The sequence below is a fragment of the Pseudomonas sp. WP18 genome (assembly GCF_036689585.1).
Taxonomy (GTDB): Bacteria; Pseudomonadota; Gammaproteobacteria; order Pseudomonadales; family Pseudomonadaceae; genus Aquipseudomonas; species Aquipseudomonas chlororaphis_E.
The window spans coordinates 766,569-787,500 of record NZ_CP144758.1; the positions used below are offsets into that span (position 1 = coordinate 766,569).

Genomic DNA, 20,932 nt, shown 5'->3' on the forward strand with positions numbered 1-20,932 from the left:
GCTTGCCCTGCGAAAGCGCTGTGCCAGGCGATAGGTGAGCTGGCTGGAATGGCGCCTTCGCGGGCAAGCCCGCTCCCACAAGGAACGGTGTGCCGAGCGCAATTCTTCCGTCCCCCGAAGACCCACTGTGGGAGCGGGCTTGCCCGCGAAAGCGCTGTGCCAGGCGACAGGTGAGCTGGCTGGAATGACGCCTTCGCGGGCGAGCCCGCTCCCACAAGGAACGGTGTGCCGAGGGCAATTTTTCCATTCCCCGGGGGCGGGCACTCAGGCGGGTCGGGCGCAGCACCCCGACGCCAGTTCCTTGAGGATCGGGCAGTCCGGGCGGTGGTCGCCGTGGCAGTGGTCCACCAGGTCCTGGAGGGTGTCGCGCAGTTCGGCCAGTTCGCGGATTTTCTGGTTCAGTTCGTCGATGTGCTGCCGGGCCAGGGCCTTCACATCAGCGCTGGCCCGTTGGCGGTCCTGCCAGAGGGTCAGCAGTTTGCCGACCTCTTCCAGTGAAAACCCCAGGTCCCGCGAGCGCTTGATGAACGCCAGCGTATGCAGGTCTTCGGCGCCGTAGATCCGGTAGCCACTGTCGGTACGATGGGCCGCCTTGAGCAGGCCGATGGATTCGTAGTACCGGATCATCTTCGCACTCAGGCCGCTCTGCCGGGCTGCTTGGCCGATGTTCATCGCTTGTCCTCCAACGGCTCGGGTCTCCAGAATTTCAACAGTAACGCATTGCTCACCACGCTGACGCTCGACAGTGCCATCGCCGCGCCGGCCAGCACCGGGTTGAGCAGGCCGAATGCCGCCAGGGGAATGCCGATCAGGTTGTAGACGAACGCCCAGAACAGGTTCTGGCGGATCTTGGCGTAGGTCTTGCGGCTGATGTCCAGCGCTGCCGGCACCAGTCGCGGGTCGCCGCGCATCAGGGTGATGCCAGCCGCGTGCATGGCCACATCGGTGCCGCCACCCATGGCAATGCCGATGTCCGCGGCGGCCAGCGCAGGGGCGTCGTTGATGCCGTCGCCGACCATTGCCACCACCGAACGGTCTTTCAATTGTTGGACGATGGCGGATTTGTCCGCCGGCAGCACCTCGGCATGCACGTTGGCGATGCCCAGCGCTTGAGCCACCACCCGGGCGCTGCCCTGGTTGTCACCGGTGAGCAGGTGGCTGGCGATGTGGCGCTTAACCAGGGCCTGGACGGCAGCCAGGGCGCCGGGCTTGAGCGAGTCGCCGAAGGCGAACAGGCCCAATACCCGTGGCGTCGGGGCTTGCTCGATCAGCCAGGACAACGTGCGGCCTTCGTTTTCCCACGCTTGCGCCGACTCGGCCAGCGTGCCGGGGTCCAGGCCCAGTTCTTCCAGCAGGCGCCGGTTACCCAATGCCAGGCGACGTCCGTCGAGGCTTCCGGCAATGCCGCGGCCGGTCAGGGACTGGCTGTCGTTGATGTCCGGCACGCTCAAGTCGCGTTCGCCGCAGGCGTCCAGCACCGCCTTGGCCAGGGGATGCTCGCTGCCGCGTTGCAACGCGCCGGCCCACTGCAGCAGCGTGTCTTCGTTACCCTCCAGGGCACTGAAGTGCACGATGCGTGGGGTGCCCGAGGTCAGGGTGCCGGTCTTGTCGAACACCACGGTGTCGACTTCGTGGGCACGCTCCAACGCTTCGGCATCCTTGATCAGGATCCCGTGGCGCGCAGCCACGCCGGTGCCGGCCATGATCGCGGTCGGCGTCGCCAGGCCCAGGGCACAGGGACAGGCGATCACCAGCACTGCCACGGCATTGATCACGGCGACTTCCAGCGGCGCACCGTACCACCACCAGCCGACCAGCGTGACCAAGGCCAGCACCAGCACCACCGGCACGAAGACCTGGCTGACCTTGTCCACCAGTTTCTGGATCGGTGCCTTGGCGGCCTGGGCGTCCTCCACCAGGCGAATGATGCGCGCCAGGACGGTTTCGGCACCCAGTGCCTGGGTGCGCACCAACAGTCGGCCCTCGCCATTGATGGCGCCACCGGTGACCTTGTCGCCGGGCTGTTTGGGCACCGGCAGGCTCTCACCGCTGATCAGGGCTTCGTCGGCGTGACTCTGGCCTTGCAGCACTTCACCGTCCACCGGGAAGCGCTCGCCGGGCTTGACCAGCACCAGGTCATTCAAGCGCAAGGCGTTGATGGCGACGTCGCGCTCCTGGCCGTCGACCACCTGGATCGCCCGCTCCGGTCGCAAGGCTTCGAGTGCGCGGATGGCGCTGGCGGTCTGTCGCTTGGCGCGGCTTTCCAGGTACTTGCCCAGCAGTACCAGGGCGATCACCACCGCCGAGGCTTCGAAGTACAGGTGCGGCAGGCTGCCGGGGCGGGCGCTGGCCCACTCGTAAAGGCTCAAGCCGTAGCCGGCGCTGGTGCCCAGGGCGACCAGCAGGTCCATGTTGCCGGCGCCGGCGCGCACGGCCTTGAAGGCGGCGACATAAAAACGCGCCCCGAAGATGAACTGGACCGGGGTCGCCAGGGCGAACTGCACCCAGGCCGGCAACATCCAGTGCACGCCAAGCGGCTGCAGCAACATCGGCAACACCAGCGGCAAGGCCAGCAGGATCGCCAGCACCAATGCCAGGCGTTCATGGTCCAGGCGTTGGCGTTGCACTTCGGCGGATGGCTCGACGGGCCTGACCTCGGCCTCATAGCCGGCACGCCTGACCGCATCGACGAGGATCTGCGGGTCAACCTGGCCGTTCAATTCGAGATGGGCGCGTTCGTTGGCGAGGTTGACGCTGACGCTGTTCACGCCCGCCACCTTGCTCAAGGCCCGCTCGACCCGCCCGGCGCAACTGGCGCAGGTCATGCCGCTGATCGGCAAGTCGAAGGTGCTGGATTCGGACATCGGTCTGGCTCCCTGTAGTGAATGACTACAGGATCAACCTTGCCATGCTGGCAAGGTCAAGCGCCACCGAAATGCAGCCCTGCTCAGGTGGGCGCGATGACGGCTCAGTAACCCAACGCGGCCTGCTTGAGGTACATGCCTTGCTCGTTCATGGCGATGCGGTACTTGAGGATGTCGCCGGCCTTGAGCACGATTTCCTGGGAGCCCGGCGCGAGCATGCCCGGGTTGCACCCCGGTGCCTGGCCTGGCAGCAGTTTCAGGCGCAGGGAGAATCGGCCGGCCGGCAGGTTGAACGAGGTGCTTTGTTCCTGGAACAGTCGAGCCGAGAGCTGATCCTGGATATAGATACCGATTTCGCAGGACGTCGCCACTTCCAGGCGCTCGCGGGAAATGATCAGCACGCCGTAGTCGTCGGCCGATGCCTGGGGCACCACCGCTGAAAAACCGAGCATGCAAAACAGGCTGAACGCTGACCAGCGCATGGCTGAACCTCCGGTGTGGAATCCTTGATGTGTGCAGCTTGGCTGAGGCCGTTGCCGATTGCCAGCCCGGCAGTTTTCCCTGGAACTTGACCTTGCCATGAGGGCAAGCTTGAAACTGCTGGCAACCTCAATCCAAGGAGTCATCCCATGCAAGTATTCAATGTCCAGGGCATGTCCTGCGGCCACTGTGTCAAAGCCATCACTCAGGCTGTGCAGGCCCGCGATCCGGCCGCCGACGTGCAGGTCGACCTGAGCGCGAAGACGGTCCAGGTCCAGAGTTCGCTGCCAGCCGCCACGGTGGTCGAGGCCATCAAGGAGGAGGGGTACGAGGTCAGTGCCGCCTGAAGTTTTTTAATCGTTAGTGACCTATCGGAATGTTCAAGCGCGCCCGGCAGGGCTAAACTGTCGGGCTGCCGACTGACGCCTGACCTGGACGCCCGATGAACCTTCGCATCATTCTGATTCTTGGCGCCTTGAGCGCTTTCGGTCCCTTGGCGATCGACTTTTACCTGCCCGCCTTCCCGGCCATGGCGACCGCCTTCGGTACGGACGAAAAACACATTCAACTGACCTTGGCCGCCTATTTCCTTGGGTTGTCCATCGGGCAACTGGGCTATGGCCCGGTGGCGGATCGCTTCGGGCGACGCATTCCCCTGCTGGCCGGCGTCGGCTTGTTCACCCTGGCGTCCCTGGCGTGTGCCTATGCGCCGAACCTCGAATGGCTGATCGCTGCCCGTTTCGTCCAGGCCCTGGGCGGTTGCGCCGGCATGGTGATTTCCCGGGCGGTGGTGAGCGACAAATGCGACGCGGTGGGCTCGGCCAAGGTGTTCTCGCAACTGATGCTGGTGATGGGCCTGGCGCCGATCCTGGCGCCGATGCTCGGCGGCTTGCTGGTGAACCTGCATGGCTGGCAATCGATCTTCATCGCCCTGACTCTGTTCAGCGCGCTGGCGGCGACGGCCGTGGCCTTGTGGTTGCCGGAAAGCCTGCCGGACCATGTGCCTCGACAACCGCTGTCAGGGGCACTGCGCCAATACATGCGGCTGCTGACCGACCCGATCTACTTGGGTCATGCCTTGACGGGTGGGATCGCCATCGCTGGGATGTTTGCCTACATCGCCGGCTCGCCGTTCGTTTTCATCAAGTTGTATGGGGTGCCTGCCGAACACTTCGGCTGGCTGTTCGGCACCAATGCGGCCGGCTTCATCCTGGTCGCCCAGGTCAACGCCCGGTTGTTGGCCAAGCGCGGCCCGGCGTTCTTGCTGGCCCGCGCCGTATGGGTTTACCTGTTGGCGGGGTTGAGCCTGCTGGCGGTGAGCGCGTTGCAGCCCGAGCAGTTGTGGCCCCTGCTGATCCCACAGTTCATCTGCATCGCCAGCCTGGGGTGCATCCTACCCAATGCCTCGGCCTGCGCCATGACCGGGCAGGGCGCCCGGGCCGGCAGCGCTTCGGCTCTGTTAGGCTGCCTGCAGTTTTCCGTGGCAGCCGGGTCTGCCGCGCTGGTGGCGGCGCTGCATGACGGCACCGCCGTGCCCATGGCATTGGTGATCAGCCTTTGCGGGCTGTTGGTGGTCAGCGCAGCCATGCTGACCCGGCGCCTGCAAAATACCCGGGCACTGGCCCAGGCCGCCGGCAAGGTCTGATTCAGCCGGCCGCGCGTTGCTGCTGTTCGGGGAAATGATGCGGCGCGTGGATTCGCGCTTGCAGGGTATTGGCGAAGGCCTGGGCTTCGGCCTCGGTGCGGAACGTCACGACGTGCTGGTCGAGGCGCACCTGCCATTGGGATTTTGCCACTTCTTTTATCAGGATCTTCATTGCTGACCTCCTCACGTAAAAGATTGCGTTGCAAAGGCCTCGAGTGTAGACCGGAATGCGATCGCAAATGTGACAACGGTCAAGTCTCGGACTGACGGCACGATGAAGGGAGGGTGGCGAGGGCATTCGCTCCCTCGCCACCCCAGGCCCGCGCGGTCAGAACCCTTCGAGTACGATCTTGCCCTTGGACTTGCCGCTCTCCAGCAACCCATGGGCGCGCCGCAGGTTCTCGGCGTTGATGGTGCCGAAATGTTCGCCGACGGTGGTCTTCAGCGTGCCGGCATCGATCAGCTCGGCGACCCGGTTGAGCAGCGAGTGTTGTTCGATCATGTCGGGCGTCTCGAACAGCGAACGGGTGTACATGAACTCCCAATGCAGTGACAGGCTCTTGCGCTTGAGCTTGGTCACGTCCAGTGCCTTGGGATCATCGATCAGCGCCAGTTTGCCCTGGGGCGCCAGTGCGTCGACCAACTGGTCCAGGTGCTGGTCGGTCTGGGTCAGGCTGGCGACGTGGGTCACTGGTCCGTGGCCGGCCTTCTTCAATTCCTCGCTCAGCGGCTGGCTGTGGTCGATCACCAGGTCGGCGCCCAGGTCCCGTACCCACGCTTGAGTCTGTGGGCGGGACGCGGTGCCGATGACCTTCAGCCCGGTGAGTTGATGGGCCAGTTGGGTCAGGATCGAACCCACCCCGCCCGCCGCGCCAACGATCAGCAGGCTCTGGCCCTGATCGTCCTGGCCTTGGGGGATGTGCAGTCGTTCGAACAGCAACTCCCAGGCGGTAATCGCGGTCAGGGGCAAGGCGGCCGCTTCGGCGAAACCGAGGGTCTTGGGCATGTGGCCGACGATGCGCTCATCCACTGCGTGCAACTCGCTGTTGCCGCCGGCCCGGGCGATGGAGCCGGCGTAGAAGACCTTGTCGCCCACCTTGAACAACGTGACCTCGCTGCCCACGGCCGTGACCACGCCGGCCACATCCCAGCCCAGCACCTTGGCCTCGCCGCCTTCGGGCTGGACGTTCTGGCGAACCTTGGTGTCCACCGGGTTGACCGAGATGGCCTTCACTTCCACCAACAGGTCCCGGGGCCCGGCGACGGGGGCCGGCAGCTCGATGTCCTGCAGCGATTGAGGGTCGGTGAAGGGCAACGAATGGTAGTAGGCAATGGCTTTCATGAGCGGCTCCGTGAGGTCAGTGACAATGCAGCCATGGTTAGCTATTTATCGGCGAGATAAAACCGGCTAAAAGAACAGGGTCTTTCAATGATTTTTTGATAATGGAGCCGTCATGCTTCGATTCGATGACTTGCAGCTGTTTGTCCGTGCAGCGGACTTGGGCAGCCTTTCTGCGGCGGCCCGGGTCATGGACCTGTCGGCGGCCGTGGCCAGCGCCGCGTTGAAGCGAATCGAGCAGCACCTGGGCGCGCGGTTGCTGGCCCGTTCCACCCGCAGCCTGCGCCTGACTGCCGAAGGGGAAGGTTTTCTCGAATACGCCCGCGCGGCCTTGAGCAGCCTCGACGAAGGACGACGGCTGTTGACCAGCGGCCAGGATCAGGTCAGCGGAGTGTTGCAGTTGTCCGCGCCCTCGGACCTGGGCCGCAACCTGCTGCTGCCGTGGCTGGATGCCTTCCAGCGTGAGCACCCGGGGCTGACAGTGCGGCTGTTGTTGGGCGATCGCATTGCCGACCTGTTCAAGCAACCGGTGGACATCGCGCTGCGCTATGGCGAGCCGGAGGATTCGAGCCTGGTGGCGCTGCCCGTCGCACCGGAAAACCGTCGGGTGCTCTGCGCTTCCCCAGACTACCTGGCGCGCGCGGGGGAACCCCAGCACCTGGAGCAACTGGCCCAGCACAACTGCCTGCTGTACATGCTTGGCACCCGCGTCCATGACCACTGGTGCTTTCATGACGGCAAGCGGGACGTGAGCCTCACGGTCAGCGGCGACCGCTTCAGCGATGACGCCGATGTGGTGCGGCGCTGGGCCGTGGCGGGTGCCGGGATCGCCTATAAGTCGTGGCTGGATGTTTCCACCGACGTGCTGTCCGGGCGCCTGAAAATCCTCCTGCCGCACCTGCAATGCGAACGGGCTCCGCTCAATCTGCTGTGTGCCCACCGGGCGCAGTTGAGCAAACCCATCAACCTTTTGCGAGAGATGCTCCAGGCCCGCTGCGGCCGGGTGACGGCACAATTCCCACACGCGTCAGGGGCGAACCAATAGTCGCGGGCAAATAGAGACATTTCCCGCATGCTCAATCGCCTCCAAAGGTTTCCGGAGGGCAGGAAACCTCGATCGCCACGCTTATACTAGCGGCCGCCCGAGCCGGCGCCGTATCGCGCCGCTTGCAGTGGTCCCATTGCTGGTCGATAGGCGCCAGAGCAGTAGACGAATGATTCAACAGGGAGTGAATACATGGAACATGCACCTTGCATCAGCCACATCGCCACGCTGCTGGCCGACCCCAAGCGCAGCGCAATGATGTGGGCCTTGATGGACGGCACGGCCCGGCAGGCCGAAGAATTGGCCTTGCTCGCCGGACTGTCGCCGTCCTCGGCCAGTGCTCATCTGGGGCGCCTGTGCGCCGGTGGCCTGCTGAACGTCGAGGTTCGCGGTCGCAAACGATTCTTTCGCCTGGCTGCGCCCGAGATCGGTGCGGCCGTCGAAGCCCTGGCCAGCGCGACCCTGGTCAGTACGCCACGGCAGATCCCGGAGGTCTTCAAGCGTGGCGTCAAGCTGACCCAGGCGCCGTCGGCGCCCGTCTCGCTGATGCGCGCCCGGCTGTGTGACGATCACCTGGGCGGCACCCTGGCAGCCGACCTGTACCAGCGCCTGCTGGATGACGGTTGGGTCGAGCAGTGCGACCAGCGGGTGACGGTCACCCTCAAGGGCGCCAATCAACTGGCCGGCCGCGGCCTGTTCATCCAGGCGCTGGCCCATCGCAACGCCCACATCGCCTGCGCCTGCCCCGATTGGAGCGAGCGTCGCCCGCACCTGGGGGGCGCATTGGGGGCGGCCTTGCTGCAACTGTTCATGCAATCGGGCTGGCTGAGCCTGCCCAACGATTCGCGCGCGTTGCACGTGACTGCGCTCGGCCAGCAGGAGATCCACCGGTTCGCCAAGCAGGAAAGCCTGGAAATGGCGCTCTAGGAGCGCCGCCGGCAAGTCGCTCAGGGCTGCTGGCAGGTCGCATCCAGCCGTCGCTTCGCGCAGGGTTCGCGCACACTCGGTCCGGGGAATCATCGGATTGGAGAGGCAGCATGGACATTCAAGGTTACAGCGCGGCGGAACGCCTGGAGCGGTTACCCATCAGTGGTTATCACCGGGTGATCTTCATCATCATTGCCCTGGCGTTTTTCTTCGACTCCATGGACCTGGCGATGATGACGTTCCTGCTCGGCTCGATCAAAACCGAGTTCGGCCTGAGCACGGCCCAGGCCGGCCTGCTCGCCAGTTCGAGTTTCTTCGGCATGGTGGTGGGGGCGTCGTTGTCGGGGATGCTGGCCGACCGGTTCGGGCGCAAGCCGGTGTTCCAGTGGAGCATCGTGTTGTGGGGTGTCGCCAGTTACCTGTGCTCCACGGCCCAGGACATCGAGACGCTGACGCTGTTTCGCGTGCTGTTGGGCATTGGCATGGGCATGGAGTTTCCGATTGCCCAGTCGATGCTTTCCGAGCTGATCCCGGCCCAGCGCCGAGGGCGCTACATCGCCTTGATGGATGGCTTCTGGCCGCTGGGCTTCGTGGCGGCGGGTGTGCTGTCGTACTTCCTGTTGCCGGTGATCGGCTGGCGCGACATCTTCCTGGTGCTGGCGATACCGGCAGTGTTCGTCCTGGCGATCCGCTTCTTCATACCCGAATCTCCGCGCTGGCTGGAGCAGGCCGGTCGGGGTGCTGAAGCGGACGCGGTCCTGCGGCGGATCGAAGACAAGGTCCGGGCCTCGCTGGGGCGCGCGGACCTGCCGGCGCCCATCCGACTGCCCAGGCAGGTGAGCGTGCCGGGCGGTTTTTTCTCGGCCCTGGCACAGATCTGGTCGCCGCAGTATCGCCAACGCACGATGATGATCTGGAGCGTCTGGTTCTTTGCCCTGCTTGGTTTCTATGGCCTGACGTCCTGGCTCAGCGCGCTGTTGCATCAGTCGGGGTTCGCAGTGACCCAGTCGGTGTATTACACCGTGCTGATTTCCCTGGGCGGGATTCCCGGTTTTCTCGTCGCGGCATGGCTGGTGGAGCGTTGGGGACGCAAGCCCGTGTGCGTTATCACATTGCTGGGCGGCGGGGCGATGGCGTTTCTCTATGGCCAGAGCGCGGTGTTTGGCGGCAACGTCGGGCTGCTGATCGGGACGGGGCTGCTGATGCAGTTTTTCCTGTTCGGCATGTGGGCGGTGCTCTACACCTACACCCCGGAGCTATACCCCACCTCGGCACGGGCCACGGGCTCGGGCTTTGCCTCGGCGATCGGTCGTATCGGTTCGTTGCTGGGGCCGTTGGTGACCGGCCTGGTATTCCCCATCACCGGCCAGGGCGGCGTCTTCGCCCTGGGCGCCTTGTGTTTCGCCGTGGCGGCCGCAGTGGTCTGGCTGTTCGGAATGGAAACCCGAGGCAAGACATTGGAGGAGTTGAGCGAGGGTTCAGCAGGTTAAGCCATCGTTTCCCTGTGGGAGCGGGCTTGCCCGCGAATGCGCAGTGTCAGCAAACACCTATGTCGCTGACAAAGCGCATTCGCGAGCAAGCCCGCTCCCACAGGAGGCGAGGCGTCAGGCTTAAGGTTTGATCAACCGCGCGTCCAGGCTGTTTTGCGCCAGGCGAGTGGCCTGGTCCTGGGTCATGCCCAGGTGGGTGTGCAGCGCGTGGAAGTTCTCGGTGACGTAGCCACCGAAGTACGCCGGGTCGTCGGAGTTCACCGTCACCTTCACGCCCCGCTCGAGCATGTCGAGGATGTTGTGCTGCGACATGTCGTCGAACACGCACAACTTGGTGTTGGACAATGGGCATACCGTCAGCGGGATCTGCTCGTCGATGATCCGTTGCATCAGCCGCTCATCCTCGATGGCCCGCACACCATGGTCGATGCGCTGGATCTTCAACAGGTCCAGGGCTTCCCAGATGTACTCGGGCGGGCCTTCTTCACCGGCATGGGCGACGGTCAGGAAGCCTTCGTGGCGAGCCCGGTCGAAGACCCGCTGGAACTTGCTCGGCGGATGGCCCATTTCCGAACTGTCCAGGCCCACGGCGACGAAGGCGTCGCGAAACGGCAGCGCCTGGTCGAGGGTTTTTTGCGCTTGTTCTTCACTGAGGTGGCGCAGGAAGCTCAGGATCAGGCCGCTGGTGATCCCCAGTTGCTGCTCACCGTCCTTGAGGGCGGCGGCGATGCCGTTGAGCACCACTTCGAACGGGACGCCGCGGTCGGTGTGGGTCTGCGGATCGAAGAACGGTTCGGTGTGGATCACGTTCTGCGCCTTGCAACGCAGCAGGTAGGCCCACGTCAGGTCGTAGAAGTCCTGGGACGTGCGCAGCACATCGGCGCCCTGGTAATACAGGTCGAGAAACTCCTGCAGATTGTTGAAGGCATAGGCCTTGCGCAAGGTGTCCACGTCGCTCCAAGGCAGGGCGATCTTGTTGCGTTCGGCCAGGGCGAACAGCAGCTCGGGCTCCAACGAGCCTTCCAGGTGCAGGTGCAGTTCAGCCTTGGGCAAGGCATTGAGCCAGTCGTACATGGTTTTGTCTCATCAGCGAATCAATGGCGGCATTCTACAGGGGCCGGGTGCAATGTCGGCTAAAACCTGACCGGGTGATCCACTGTGCGGCAATATTCGCCGTCGTCACACCCCAAGGAAACGTTCATCGCCCCCGACAGTCTAGTAGCTCATGACCCCGTGCACGATGAAAGGCCAGCGATGCTCACGTTGATCAAGCAAGAAAAACTCCTGCTGCTGGCGTTGCTTGCCGCGTTCGTGGCTTATCCGCTGGAGCATTGGCTGCTGGGCAGCGGGCAGATGGTGGCATTGATCGGCGCATTGGCGCTGATCGGCTTCATCGTCGCCGCGTCCATGCGCGTGGCCCATCACGCCGAGCTGTTGGCGGAAAAGGTCGGTGACCCCTACGGCACGATGATCCTGACGTTATCGGCGGTGCTGGTGGAAGTGGTGATCCTGGCGATCATGATGAGCAACCAGGCTTCGCCGACGCTGGTGCGGGACACGATCTACTCGGCAGTGATGCTCGACATCAACGGTATCCTCGGGCTCGCGGCACTGATGGGCGGGATCAAGCATGGCGAGCAGGTCTACAACGACGACTCGGCGCGCACCTACAGCGTGATGATCCTCACCGCCATGGGCGTGTCGATGGTGGTGCCGGAGTTCATCCCCCGGGAAAGCTGGAAGACTTATTCGGCCTTTACCATTGGCGCGATGCTGGTGTTGTACACCTTGTTCCTGCGCATGCAGGTCGGCCCCCACAGTTACTTCTTCAGCTACAGCTACCCGGAAAAACGCCGCCGGAAAGAGCCGGTGGAAGATGAACCGAAACCCGTCAGCCTGGCGTTCTCCATCGCGGCGCTGGTGTTTGGTGTGGTGGTGATCGGCGCGCTGGCGGAAGTCATGTCCAAGGCCATCGACCTGGGGTTGGAAGGGACCGGAGCGCCGCCGGTGGTCACGGCCATCCTGGTGGCCGCCATCTCCGCCGCACCGGAAATTCTCACTGCCCTGCGCGCGGCGCTCGCCAATCGCATGCAGTCGGTGGTGAACATCGCCCTGGGGGCTTCGCTGTCCACGGTGATTCTCACGGTGCCGGTGATGGAGGCCATGGCCCTCTACACCGGCCAGCCCTTCCAGATGGCAATGACTCCGGTGCAGACGGTGATGATCTTCATCACCCTGATCGTCAGCGCTATCAACCTCAACGATGGCGAAACCAATGCCATCGAAGGCATGACCCACTTCGTGCTGTTCGCGACGTTTGTGATGTTGTCGTTGCTCGGTCTGTAAATCGTGCGTAGCGCCAGAGGTAGGAGCGGGCTTGCTCGCGAAAGCGTCGGTGCCGCCAGCATCGATGTCGACTGACCGACCGCTATCGCGAGCAAGCCCGCTCCTACATGGGAGGGGCGTCTGGTCAGCTTCCCGCAATCAGCTCCCGCGCCGCTTGGCTGTGATCGGCGATCAACCCCTTCAGGTCCAGCCCCTCGACTTGGCCATCGATGACCCGCCAACGGCCGGCGATCATCACTCGATCGGCCCGGTCGGCACCGCACAGCAGCAGGGCCGAGATCGGGTCGTGGCTGCCGGAGAAACGCAACTCATCGAGCTTGAACAGCGCCAGGTCGGCCTGCTTGCCGACGGCCAACTCGCCGATGTCGCTGCGTCCGAGCAATTGCGCCGAGCCACGGGTGGCCCAGCCGAGGACGCGCTCGGGTGTGATCGCCGGCGCGCCGTAGCGCAGGCGCTGGATGTACAGCGCCTGGCGGGCTTCGAGCAGCATGTTCGAGGCATCGTTGGACGCCGAACCGTCGACCCCCAGGCCCAGCGGAGCGCCGGCGGCGGTCAGTTCCAGGGTGGGACAGATGCCCGACGCCAGGCGCATGTTGGAGCTTGGGCAATGGCAGATGCCGGTGCCGGCGGCGCCGAGACGGGCGACCTCATCCGGGTTGAAATGAATGCCGTGGGCCAGCCAGGTGCGCGGGCCGAGCCAGCCGACACTGTCCAGGTAATCCACCGTGCGCAGGCCGAAACGTTGCAGGCAGAACGCTTCTTCGTCGAGGGTTTCGGCCAGGTGCGTGTGCAGGCGCACGTCGAGCTTTTCCGCCATCTCGGCGCTGGCGCGCATGATGTCGGGTGTGACCGAGAACGGCGAGCAGGGCGCCAGGGCAATCTGGATCTGCGCGCCGTCGTTGCGTTCGTGGTAGCGATCGATCAGGCGCTGGCTGTCTTCGAGAATGACCTCGCCCTGCTGCACGGTCTGTTGCGGCGGCAGGCCACCGTCGGCTTCGCCCAGGCTCATGGAACCGCGCGTGAGCATGGCGCGCATGCCCAGTTCGCGCACGCTCTGCACTTGCACGTCGATGGCGTTTTCCAGGCCGTCGGGAAACAGGTAGTGATGGTCGGCGGCGGTGGTGCAGCCTGACAGCAGCAGCTCGGCCAGCGCCACTTTGCTTGCCAGGGCGAGTTTTTCCGGGGTCAGCCTCGCCCACACCGGGTAGAGGGTCTTCAACCATGGAAACAACGGCTGGTTCACCACCGGCGCCCAGGCCCGTGTCAGCGTCTGATAGAAGTGGTGATGGGTGTTGATCAGGCCGGGCAGGATCACGTGCTCGCGAGCGTCGAAGACCGTGTCACAGGGTTGGGCGGGCTGCTGGCCGAGGCCCAGCCGTTCGACGATCACACCGTCCTGCAGGACGAGGCCGCCACGGGCATCGAGGTCGTTGGCCGTAAAAATGGCGAGGGGGTTTTTTAACCAGGTACGGGTCGCAGGCATGGTGGCCGGCTCCTCTGAAAGTGGGTTCAGGTTAGCCAGCTCAGTGATGCCCTGTCTGCTGATCCAGGGTCGCCGTCGGGGGCGATGTGGGGAGTTTACTCAGGTTCAGTCGTCCGTGACCAGTGCCTTACCCCGGCCCCTTGTGGGAGCGAGCAAGCTCGCTCCCACAAGGTTTACCAGGGAATCGTCTCGCCCTTGTAGTTGACGAAGTGATGCCCGCCCTTGCCGGCGAAGGCGTTGACCTGGTCGATCAAGCCGCGGGTGCTGGTCTGGACATCGATGTCTGCCCCTTCACCGCCCATGTCGGTCTTCACCCAGCCAGGGTGCAGCGACAGTACGGTCAACGTCTGGTCGCCCAGTTGGCTGACAAAGCTGTTGGTCATGGAGTTGAGAGCCGCCTTGCTGGCCTTGTACAGCGCCAGTTCCGGGGCGTCGGGCATGGTCACGCTGCCCAGCACCGAACTCATGAACGCCAGCACGCCGCTGCCATCGCGGATCTGGCCGACGAAGCGCTGCGCCAGGTTGATCGGTGCCACCGCGTTGGTGAAGAACAACTGGCCGACTTCAGCCAGCGTCGCGCCGCCGGGGCTCTGGTTGTCCGGGCCCTTGACGCCGGCATTGACGAACAGCAGGTCGAAGGTTTCACCCTTGAGCTGCTGGCTCAGGGCGATGACCGCTTGCTGGTCGTCCATGTCGAGTTTTTCGATCCGAACCGGACCCAACGCCTTCAACGCCCCGGCGTTCTGCGGGTTGCGCACGGTGGCGGTCACGTTCCAGCCATCGTCCAGCAACACCTTCACCAGGCCGAGGCCCAAGCCCCGGGAGGCACCGATGATCAATGCGTTTTTTGCCGAATTCATGAGGGCATCCTTGAAAGAAAAAAGGTCACGGATTTAATGGACAACGTTGCCCGAGCCGTTGTTTCAGCTCGTGACGCAACGCGTCGAGTTCGGTCATGCGGGTTTCGATCAGGGTCAGTTTGTCCTGTAGCAATTGCGTGATGGCGTTGCCCGGATCCGGTACGCGCCACAGGGCGGCGACGCTATGGCCGATCTCGCCCAGAGTAAAGCCCAGGCGCTGGGCCGTCTTGATGTAGAGCACCAGTTGCACCATGTCGTCGGGATAATCGCGATAACCATTGGCGCTGCGGCCCGCCGCGATCAGGCCGCGCTGCTCATAGAAGCGCAGCGTATCGCGGCTGACGGCGCAGGCCTGGGCGAGTTCACCGATGCGCATGAGGGTCTCCAGAAGGGCTTGACCCTGGAGCATACCCCAAGCTTTAGCCTGTTCGCTCCTTGATTATCTGGAGCATTGTTATGTGGACCCCAACGCAGTACCGCCGCGTGGTGCGCGGCGGCGCCTGGTACGACCTGATCGTGACCGCCGCCTTCGCCACGCCCTGGACGTTTGCCATCCTGCATGGCGCGCTGACGAGCCTCGCCCAGGCACTCGATCTGCCAGGTGAGTTGCCGGCGTTTGCGCCCGCGCATCTGTTGATGGCGAACCTGCTGGGTTCGATTGTCTGTGTGTGGTCGGTGTTGCGGATCCGCGACCCGCAGTCGACGTATGGGCGGTATGACGCGGCGGGGCGGTTGCTGTTTGCAACGTGGATGCTTTATGCACTGCTCCATGGGGCCAGTGCCATCGTCTGGGTATTTCTGTTCTTTGAACTGGCATGGGGCCTGATGCAGGTCTTGCCTATTCGTGGCCAGTGGTTAAAAAATGATCAAGCCCCTGCGAGCCATGCCGTTATTGGCACCTGAAGACCCATGAACGGGTTATCCACAGCTTGCTCCACAGTAATTGTGCGCAAGCGAGACGCGCGGGCATAAGCGCCGCGCGGCTTTCTCCCAAAGGTGATAAACCACCGCAAGCAACTGTTTTGCTGGCGGATTTATCAACTGGATGAAGGGTTGGACAAAAACTGAGCAACCCTCTAAAACCCGCGTGACAGAAGGGTTACAGAGGGATGTGCTCAGGTTATCCACAGTCGGATGCACAGTGGATGTGGGCAAGTTTTTGCGGCGGGGGATTCGCCTTCGTGCTCAACGCTCCAGCAGAATCCGTCCACGGCTCAGGTCCGCCAATTGCTTTTGCAATAGCGGGATCTGCGCTTCGCCGACGGCCAGTTGCAGGGCCACGCCGTTGGCGGTGAATTGCTCCTCGGTCACCAGCCCGCCGCACTCGGCGACCCGCAGCTTCACCAAGGGCAATTCTGCAAAGCCGCAGGCGCAGCGCAGCGCCACGCGGCTGATCAGTTCGATCTTGTCAGCGTTTTGCAAACACTTGTTGGCGCCACCACCGTACGCCCGCGCCAGTCCGCCGGTGCCCAGTTGGATCCCGCCGTACCAGCGGATGACCAGCACCACCACCTGATCGCAAGCTTGCGCTTCGATGGCGGCCAATATCGGCCGCCCGGCCGTACCGCCTGGTTCGCCGTCGTCGTTGCTGCGGTATTGATCGCCGAGCTTCCAGGCCCAGCAGTTGTGCGTGGCGTCCAAGTCGCTGTGCTGCTCGATAAAGGCCTGGGCATCGGCGGGGCAGGTGATGGGGGCGGCGAAGGTGATGAAGCGGCTCTTGCGAATTTCTTCGCGGTATTCGCAAAAACCGGCAAGGGTAAAAGGCATGGGCAATCTTAAATGGCTGGTGTCAGGCCGCAGCCCTTGAGAATGATACGGATCAGGTTGTCGCCAGCTTCGATCATGTCCTGCTTGGTCAATTTGCTGCGCCCGGTCACGCGGCAGATCTGGGTGGCGAAGTCGGCGTAATGCTGGGTACTGCCCCACAGCAGGAAAATGAGGTGCACCGGGTCGACGGGGTCCATCTTGCCGGCGTCGATCCAGGCCTGGAACACGGCAGCGCGGCCGCCGAACCAGGCGCGATAATCCTGGTTGAAGTACTCGGTCAGACACTCGCCACCGCTGATCACCTCCATGGCAAACAGGCGCGAGGCTTGGGGCTGGCGACGGGAGAACTCCATCTTGGCGCGAATGTAGCGGGTCAAGGCCTCGGCCGGATCATCTTCGGCGGTGAGGTGATTGAAGGTGCTGTCCCACAATTCGATGATGTTGCTCAGCACCGCCACGTACAGGCCAAGTTTATTGGTGAAGTAATAATGCAGGTTTGCCTTGGGCAGCCCGGCCTTCAAGGCAATGGCATTCATGCTGGTGCCCTTGAACCCGTGGCGGGCGAATTCATCTTCGGCGGCCTTGAGAATGGTCTCTTCGTTCTTCTGACGAATGCGACTGGTGGGCTTGCCACCGTGAGCGGGGACTTCAAAGGTCATGGACGTTTCCGGGCTGGGTCTGTGGGGCAAGCAAATGCGTTGATAACGCACCGGCGGCGATCCGACAAGTGCCACCCTCATTTAAAGCCGTTTGGCGATCCAGGCTCAGCGCGTCGCTGCCAGGCTTTCGAGAAAACTCTCCAGCACCAGATGAGGCCGCCGCCCCTTGCGCGTGACCGACGCCAGGCTCAGGTCATAGAAGCGGGTTTTAGCTTTCAGGGCTCGCAACCGACCTTGCTGGACCCAGAGGTTGGCGTAGTGATCCGGCAGGTAGCCGATGTAGCGTCCGGTCAGGATCAGGAACGCCATGCCTTCGCGATCCGACGCACTGGCCGTGCAGTTGAGCGCCTGGTAGTGAGCCTGGATGTCGGCCGGCAGGCGGAAGGTGGGCGCGATGGCGTCCTGGCTGTTGAGGCGAGTGTCGTCGAGCTGCTTGTCATCCACATAGAACAACGGATGCCCCACGGCGCAATACAGCAGCGACCGTTCGCTGTAGAGCGGCTGATATTCCAACCCGGACAGGGCGCTGGCCTGGGGAACCACGCCGACGTGCAGGCGACCGTCGAGTACGCCTTGCTCGACTTCATTCGGGGCGATCATGCGAATCTGGATCTGCACGTCGGGCCCGCGTTCTTTCAATTGGGCCAATGCATGGGTGATACGCATGTGGGGCAGGGTGACGAGGTTGTCGGTCAGTCCGATGGTCAGTTCGCCACGCAGGTGCTGGTGCAGGCCGTTGACCTCGGTGCGGAAGCTTTCCAGCGCACTTAATAGCTGCAACGCCGACTGATACACCTCGCGGCCTTCTTCCGTCAGCGAAAAACCCGCGCGCCCACGCTGGCACAGACGCAGGCCCAGGCGCTGCTCCAGGTCGCTCATCTGTTGGCTGATGGCCGAGCGGCCAATGCCAAGCACCGTTTCGGCGGCGGAGAAACCGCCGCACTCCACCACGCTGCGAAAAATGCGCAACAGGCGGATGTCGAAGTCGCTGACCTGGGCCAGTGGGTCGGGGCGGCGGACGCTCATAGTTTAGTAGTCTTCTGACTGAAGGTTAGAAAAGTTGCATTTCACCGACTTTATCGCCGTGGCAACTTAGCCGCAAGAACGCCTTTTGATCCCTGTCGCCTTTGTCCTGAGAGGTTTTGTCGATGAACATGCCCGAACACGCAGCCGGTTCCCTGGCCAGTCAGCTCAAGCTCGATGCCCACTGGATGCCCTACACCGCCAACCGTAACTTCCAGCGCGACCCTCGCCTGATCGTGGCGGCTGAGGGCAGTTGGCTGGTCGATGACAAGGGCCGCAAGGTCTACGACTCGCTGTCGGGCCTGTGGACCTGCGGTGCCGGGCACACCCGCAAGGAAATCCAGGACGCGGTCGCCAAACAACTGGGCACCCTCGATTACTCGCCGGGTTTCCAGTACGGCCACCCGCTGTCGTTTCAGTTGGCGGAAAAAATCACCAGCCTGACCCCCGGCAACCTCAACCATGTGTTCTTTACCGACTCCGGTTCGGAGTGCGCCGACACCGCGGTGAAAATGGTCCGGGCCTACTGGCGCCTCAAGGGGCAAGCCACCAAGACCAAGATGATCGGCCGTGCCCGTGGCTATCACGGCGTGAACATCGCCGGCACCAGCCTCGGCGGTGTCAGCGGCAACCGCAAGCTGTTCGGCCAGGCAATGATCGACGTCGATCACCTGCCGCACACCCTGCTGGCCAGCAATGCCTATTCCCGTGGCATGCCCAAGGAGGGCGGTGTCGCCCTGGCCGATGAGCTGCTGAAACTGATCGAATTGCATGACGCTTCCAACATTGCGGCGGTGTTCGTCGAGCCAATGGCGGGTTCGGCTGGCGTGTTGGTGCCGCCTGAGGGTTACCTCAAGCGTCTGCGGGAAATCTGCGACCAGCACAGCATTCTGCTGGTGTTCGACGAAGTGATCACTGGCTTCGGCCGCACCGGTTCGATGTTCGGCGCCGACAGCTTTGGCGTGACGCCGGACCTGATGTGCATCGCCAAACAAGTCACCAACGGCGCCATTCCCATGGGCGCGGTGATTGCCAGTTCCGAGATCTACCAGACCTTCATGAATCAGCCGACGCCCGAGTACGCCGTGGAATTCCCCCATGGCTACACCTACTCGGCGCATCCGGTGGCCTGCGCGGCCGGCCTGGCGGCGCTGGACCTGCTGCAGAAGGAAAACCTGGTGCAGAGCGTGGCCGAGGTCGCACCGCATTTCGAGAACGCACTGCATGGGGTGAAAGGGGCGAAGAACGTCATCGACATTCGCAACTATGGCCTGGCCGGGGCGATCCAGATCGCCGCGCGGGACGGCGATGCGATCGTGCGTCCGTTCGAGGCCGGCATGGCGTTGTGGAAGGCCGGTTTCTATGTGCGGTTTGGTGGCGACACCTTGCAGTTCGGGCCGACGTTCAACAGCAAGCCGCAGGACCTGGACCGTTTGTTCGATGCGGTCGGCGAAGTGCTGAACAAGCTCGACTGACCCACCCTTTCCTAATCGCTTTCAACAACGGGCGTCCGGTGACGGGCGCCTGTGGATAAATTCTGGAGTCCCCATGAGCCTCATCCCGCATTTGATCAATGGCGAACTGCTGAGTGACAGCGCTCGCACGGCCGACGTGTTCAACCCGTCCACCGGCCAGGCGATCCATAAGGTGCCCTTGGCTGATCGCGCGACCATTCAACAGGCCATCGACGCGGCCAAGGCGGCTTTCCCGGCCTGGCGCAGCACGCCGCCGGCCAAGCGCGCGCAGGTGATGTTTCGTTTCAAGCAATTGCTGGAGCAGAACGAATCGCGCATTGCCCAGTTGATCAGCGAAGAACACGGCAAGACCCTGGAAGACGCGGCTGGTGAGCTCAAGCGTGGCATCGAAAACGTCGAGTTCGCCTGCGCCGCGCCGGAAATCCTGAAGGGCGAATACAGCCGTAACGTAGGACCGAATATCGACGCCTGGTCAGACTTTCAACCCTTGGGTGTCGTTGCGGGCATCACGCCGTTCAACTTCCCGGCGATGGTGCCGCTGTGGATGTACCCGTTGGCGATCGTTTGCGGTAACTGTTTCATTCTCAAGCCGTCCGAGCGCGACCCGAGCTCGACCTTGCTGATTGCCCAGTTATTGTTGGAGGCGGGGTTGCCCAAGGGCGTATTGAGCGTGGTGCATGGCGACAAGGCGGCGGTGGATGCGTTGATCGAAGCGCCGGAAGTGAAGGCCTTGAGTTTTGTCGGCTCGACGCCGATTGCCGAATACATCTATGCCGAAGGCACCCGACGCGGCAAACGCGTCCAGGCGCTGGGCGGGGCGAAGAACCATGCGGTCCTGATGCCGGATGCCGATCTGGACAATGCGGTCAGCGCACTGATGGGCGCGGCATACGGTTCGTGCGGCGAGCGTTGCATGGCGATTTCGGTGGCGGTCTGTGTCGGCGACCAGGTGGCCGACGCACTGGTGTCCAAGCTGGTGCCGCAGATCAAGGCGTTGAAAATCGGTGCGGGGACTTCTTGCGGACTGGACATGGGGCCACTCGTGACCGGTCAGCATCGGGACAAGGTCAGTGGTTATATAGAAGATGGCGTCTCGGCGGGGGCTTCGCTGATCGTCGACGGTCGCGGCTTGAGCGTCGCCGGGCATGAGGAAGGCTTCTTCCTGGGCGGCTGCCTGTTTGATCGCGTGACACCCGAGATGCGCATCTATAAGGAAGAGATCTTCGGGCCGGTGCTGTGCATCGTCCGGGTCAACAGCCTGGAAGAGGCGATGCAACTGATCAACGATCACGAATATGGCAACGGCACCTGTATCTTCACCCGCGATGGTGAAGCGGCGCGGTTGTTCTGCGATGAGATCGAAGTCGGCATGGTGGGCGTCAACGTTCCACTGCCGGTGCCTGTTGCATATCACAGCTTTGGCGGCTGGAAGCGTTCGTTGTTCGGCGACCTGCATGCCTATGGTCCTGACGGCGTGCGTTTCTATACGCGACGCAAGGCGATTACCCAACGCTGGCCGCAGCGTGCCA

General features: G+C 63.3%; 21 protein-coding genes (1 of these 21 running past the window's edge). 9 read left to right on the plus strand and 12 right to left on the minus strand.

Annotation, left to right across the window (positions count from 1 at the left end):
* Nucleotides 1-264: 264 nt before the first annotated feature.
* The 3 genes from cueR to V5F23_RS03280 form a co-directional block, all read right to left on the minus strand.
* Complete coding sequence (gene cueR, locus V5F23_RS03270; protein ID WP_042730142.1) at nt 265-672, minus strand: Cu(I)-responsive transcriptional regulator; 408 nt, start codon at nt 670-672, stop codon at nt 265-267.
* Complete coding sequence (locus V5F23_RS03275) at nt 669-2,864, minus strand: heavy metal translocating P-type ATPase (protein ID WP_338497549.1); 2,196 nt, start codon at nt 2,862-2,864, stop codon at nt 669-671. Before V5F23_RS03275 ends, cueR begins: the two co-directional genes overlap by 4 nt.
* Before the next feature lie 104 nt (nt 2,865-2,968).
* Nucleotides 2,969-3,346 (minus strand): hypothetical protein, encoded by a 378-nt coding sequence (locus tag V5F23_RS03280; RefSeq protein ID WP_047736000.1) that lies wholly within the window; start codon nt 3,344-3,346, stop codon nt 2,969-2,971.
* Between the two features lie 147 nt (nt 3,347-3,493).
* Between V5F23_RS03280 and V5F23_RS03285 the strand changes: the two genes are divergently transcribed.
* Both V5F23_RS03285 and V5F23_RS03290 read left to right on the plus strand, forming a co-directional pair.
* Nucleotides 3,494-3,691 carry a cation transporter gene (locus V5F23_RS03285; RefSeq protein WP_338497552.1) on the plus strand — a complete coding sequence of 66 codons (198 nt, stop codon included), beginning with the start codon at nt 3,494-3,496 and terminating at the stop codon, nt 3,689-3,691.
* 95 nt (nt 3,692-3,786) lie between these two features.
* Nucleotides 3,787-4,989 carry a multidrug effflux MFS transporter gene (locus V5F23_RS03290; protein ID WP_338497554.1) on the plus strand — a complete coding sequence of 401 codons (1,203 nt, stop codon included), beginning with the start codon at nt 3,787-3,789 and terminating at the stop codon, nt 4,987-4,989.
* Nucleotide 4,990: 1 nt separating this feature from the next.
* Here the strand turns inward: V5F23_RS03290 and V5F23_RS03295 are convergent, their stop codons facing one another.
* Entirely contained in the window at nt 4,991-5,161 is a 171-nt protein-coding gene (locus tag V5F23_RS03295; RefSeq protein ID WP_172679735.1) for a hypothetical protein, read from the minus strand.
* 156 nt (nt 5,162-5,317) lie between these two features.
* Nucleotides 5,318-6,331 (minus strand): zinc-binding alcohol dehydrogenase family protein, encoded by a 1,014-nt coding sequence (locus V5F23_RS03300; protein ID WP_338497556.1) that lies wholly within the window; start codon nt 6,329-6,331, stop codon nt 5,318-5,320.
* A 112-nt stretch (nt 6,332-6,443) separates the two neighbouring features.
* Here V5F23_RS03300 and V5F23_RS03305 point away from each other — a divergent pair, with 112 nt between their 5' ends.
* The 3 genes from V5F23_RS03305 (at nt 6,444) to V5F23_RS03315 (ending at nt 9,790) form a co-directional block, all read left to right on the plus strand.
* On the plus strand, nt 6,444-7,373 hold the full coding sequence (locus tag V5F23_RS03305) for a LysR family transcriptional regulator (RefSeq protein WP_042730136.1): 930 nt from the start codon (nt 6,444-6,446) through the stop codon (nt 7,371-7,373).
* A 192-nt stretch (nt 7,374-7,565) separates the two neighbouring features.
* Nucleotides 7,566-8,300 carry a helix-turn-helix transcriptional regulator gene (locus V5F23_RS03310; RefSeq protein WP_047735996.1) on the plus strand — a complete coding sequence of 245 codons (735 nt, stop codon included), beginning with the start codon at nt 7,566-7,568 and terminating at the stop codon, nt 8,298-8,300.
* A gap of 110 nt (nt 8,301-8,410) precedes the next feature.
* Nucleotides 8,411-9,790, plus strand: a complete 1,380-nt coding sequence (locus V5F23_RS03315; RefSeq protein WP_338497558.1) for an MFS transporter — start codon at nt 8,411-8,413, stop codon at nt 9,788-9,790.
* Between the two features lie 120 nt (nt 9,791-9,910).
* Here V5F23_RS03315 and V5F23_RS03320 read toward each other — a convergent pair whose 3' ends face one another.
* Entirely contained in the window at nt 9,911-10,864 is a 954-nt protein-coding gene (locus V5F23_RS03320; RefSeq protein WP_042730133.1) for an adenosine deaminase, read from the minus strand.
* Between the two features lie 180 nt (nt 10,865-11,044).
* Here V5F23_RS03320 and V5F23_RS03325 point away from each other — a divergent pair, with 180 nt between their 5' ends.
* Nucleotides 11,045-12,136: a calcium:proton antiporter gene (locus V5F23_RS03325; protein ID WP_047735994.1), complete on the plus strand. Its 1,092-nt coding sequence runs from the start codon at nt 11,045-11,047 to the stop codon at nt 12,134-12,136.
* Nucleotides 12,137-12,260: 124 nt separating this feature from the next.
* Here the strand turns inward: V5F23_RS03325 and V5F23_RS03330 are convergent, their stop codons facing one another.
* From V5F23_RS03330 to V5F23_RS03340, 3 genes are all read right to left on the minus strand, one after another.
* Entirely contained in the window at nt 12,261-13,619 is a 1,359-nt protein-coding gene (locus tag V5F23_RS03330; protein WP_047735993.1) for an 8-oxoguanine deaminase, read from the minus strand.
* Between the two features lie 173 nt (nt 13,620-13,792).
* Nucleotides 13,793-14,479: an SDR family oxidoreductase gene (locus V5F23_RS03335; protein WP_042732590.1), complete on the minus strand. Its 687-nt coding sequence runs from the start codon at nt 14,477-14,479 to the stop codon at nt 13,793-13,795.
* Between the two features lie 25 nt (nt 14,480-14,504).
* A complete protein-coding gene (locus V5F23_RS03340; protein WP_042732592.1) occupies nt 14,505-14,855 on the minus strand; it encodes a MerR family transcriptional regulator in 351 nt (116 codons plus the stop codon).
* An 80-nt stretch (nt 14,856-14,935) separates the two neighbouring features.
* Between V5F23_RS03340 and V5F23_RS03345 the strand changes: the two genes are divergently transcribed.
* On the plus strand, nt 14,936-15,382 hold the full coding sequence (locus V5F23_RS03345) for a hypothetical protein (protein WP_042732589.1): 447 nt from the start codon (nt 14,936-14,938) through the stop codon (nt 15,380-15,382).
* Between the two features lie 282 nt (nt 15,383-15,664).
* Here the strand turns inward: V5F23_RS03345 and V5F23_RS03350 are convergent, their stop codons facing one another.
* From V5F23_RS03350 to V5F23_RS03360, 3 genes are all read right to left on the minus strand, one after another.
* Nucleotides 15,665-16,246: a YigZ family protein gene (locus tag V5F23_RS03350; RefSeq protein WP_047735991.1), complete on the minus strand. Its 582-nt coding sequence runs from the start codon at nt 16,244-16,246 to the stop codon at nt 15,665-15,667.
* A gap of 8 nt (nt 16,247-16,254) precedes the next feature.
* Nucleotides 16,255-16,905, minus strand: a complete 651-nt coding sequence (locus tag V5F23_RS03355; protein WP_042732597.1) for a TetR/AcrR family transcriptional regulator — start codon at nt 16,903-16,905, stop codon at nt 16,255-16,257.
* 105 nt (nt 16,906-17,010) lie between these two features.
* Nucleotides 17,011-17,931, minus strand: a complete 921-nt coding sequence (locus tag V5F23_RS03360) for a LysR family transcriptional regulator (protein ID WP_042732596.1) — start codon at nt 17,929-17,931, stop codon at nt 17,011-17,013.
* Nucleotides 17,932-18,053: 122 nt separating this feature from the next.
* On the opposite strand from V5F23_RS03360, the gene V5F23_RS03365 reads away from it, so the two are divergent.
* Both V5F23_RS03365 and V5F23_RS03370 read left to right on the plus strand, forming a co-directional pair.
* On the plus strand, nt 18,054-19,403 hold the full coding sequence (locus V5F23_RS03365) for an aspartate aminotransferase family protein (RefSeq protein WP_042732595.1): 1,350 nt from the start codon (nt 18,054-18,056) through the stop codon (nt 19,401-19,403).
* Between the two features lie 73 nt (nt 19,404-19,476).
* Nucleotides 19,477-20,932, plus strand: partial view of a CoA-acylating methylmalonate-semialdehyde dehydrogenase gene (locus V5F23_RS03370; RefSeq protein WP_042732594.1) — the 5' portion only. The gene runs 38 nt beyond the window's last position; only the first 1,456 of its 1,494 coding nucleotides appear in the window; it begins with the start codon at nt 19,477-19,479; its stop codon lies beyond the right edge, outside the window.

Excerpts from the sequence above, each read along its gene's own strand:
- cueR (WP_042730142.1), bottom strand. The coding sequence starts at position 672 with ATGAACATCGGCCAAGCAGCCCGGCAGAGCGGCCTGAGTGCGAAGATG.
- V5F23_RS03275 (WP_338497549.1), bottom strand. The coding sequence starts at position 2,864 with ATGTCCGAATCCAGCACCTTCGACTTGCCGATCAGCGGCATGACCTGC.
- V5F23_RS03280 (WP_047736000.1), bottom strand. The coding sequence starts at position 3,346 with ATGCGCTGGTCAGCGTTCAGCCTGTTTTGCATGCTCGGTTTTTCAGCG.
- V5F23_RS03285 (WP_338497552.1), top strand. The coding sequence starts at position 3,494 with ATGCAAGTATTCAATGTCCAGGGCATGTCCTGCGGCCACTGTGTCAAA.
- V5F23_RS03290 (WP_338497554.1), top strand. The coding sequence starts at position 3,787 with ATGAACCTTCGCATCATTCTGATTCTTGGCGCCTTGAGCGCTTTCGGT.
- V5F23_RS03295 (WP_172679735.1), bottom strand. The coding sequence starts at position 5,161 with ATGAAGATCCTGATAAAAGAAGTGGCAAAATCCCAATGGCAGGTGCGC.
- V5F23_RS03300 (WP_338497556.1), bottom strand. The coding sequence starts at position 6,331 with ATGAAAGCCATTGCCTACTACCATTCGTTGCCCTTCACCGACCCTCAA.
- V5F23_RS03305 (WP_042730136.1), top strand. The coding sequence starts at position 6,444 with ATGCTTCGATTCGATGACTTGCAGCTGTTTGTCCGTGCAGCGGACTTG.
- V5F23_RS03310 (WP_047735996.1), top strand. The coding sequence starts at position 7,566 with ATGGAACATGCACCTTGCATCAGCCACATCGCCACGCTGCTGGCCGAC.
- V5F23_RS03315 (WP_338497558.1), top strand. The coding sequence starts at position 8,411 with ATGGACATTCAAGGTTACAGCGCGGCGGAACGCCTGGAGCGGTTACCC.
- V5F23_RS03320 (WP_042730133.1), bottom strand. The coding sequence starts at position 10,864 with ATGTACGACTGGCTCAATGCCTTGCCCAAGGCTGAACTGCACCTGCAC.
- V5F23_RS03325 (WP_047735994.1), top strand. The coding sequence starts at position 11,045 with ATGCTCACGTTGATCAAGCAAGAAAAACTCCTGCTGCTGGCGTTGCTT.
- V5F23_RS03330 (WP_047735993.1), bottom strand. The coding sequence starts at position 13,619 with ATGCCTGCGACCCGTACCTGGTTAAAAAACCCCCTCGCCATTTTTACG.
- V5F23_RS03335 (WP_042732590.1), bottom strand. The coding sequence starts at position 14,479 with ATGAATTCGGCAAAAAACGCATTGATCATCGGTGCCTCCCGGGGCTTG.
- V5F23_RS03340 (WP_042732592.1), bottom strand. The coding sequence starts at position 14,855 with ATGCGCATCGGTGAACTCGCCCAGGCCTGCGCCGTCAGCCGCGATACG.
- V5F23_RS03345 (WP_042732589.1), top strand. The coding sequence starts at position 14,936 with ATGTGGACCCCAACGCAGTACCGCCGCGTGGTGCGCGGCGGCGCCTGG.
- V5F23_RS03350 (WP_047735991.1), bottom strand. The coding sequence starts at position 16,246 with ATGCCTTTTACCCTTGCCGGTTTTTGCGAATACCGCGAAGAAATTCGC.
- V5F23_RS03355 (WP_042732597.1), bottom strand. The coding sequence starts at position 16,905 with ATGACCTTTGAAGTCCCCGCTCACGGTGGCAAGCCCACCAGTCGCATT.
- V5F23_RS03360 (WP_042732596.1), bottom strand. The coding sequence starts at position 17,931 with ATGAGCGTCCGCCGCCCCGACCCACTGGCCCAGGTCAGCGACTTCGAC.
- V5F23_RS03365 (WP_042732595.1), top strand. The coding sequence starts at position 18,054 with ATGAACATGCCCGAACACGCAGCCGGTTCCCTGGCCAGTCAGCTCAAG.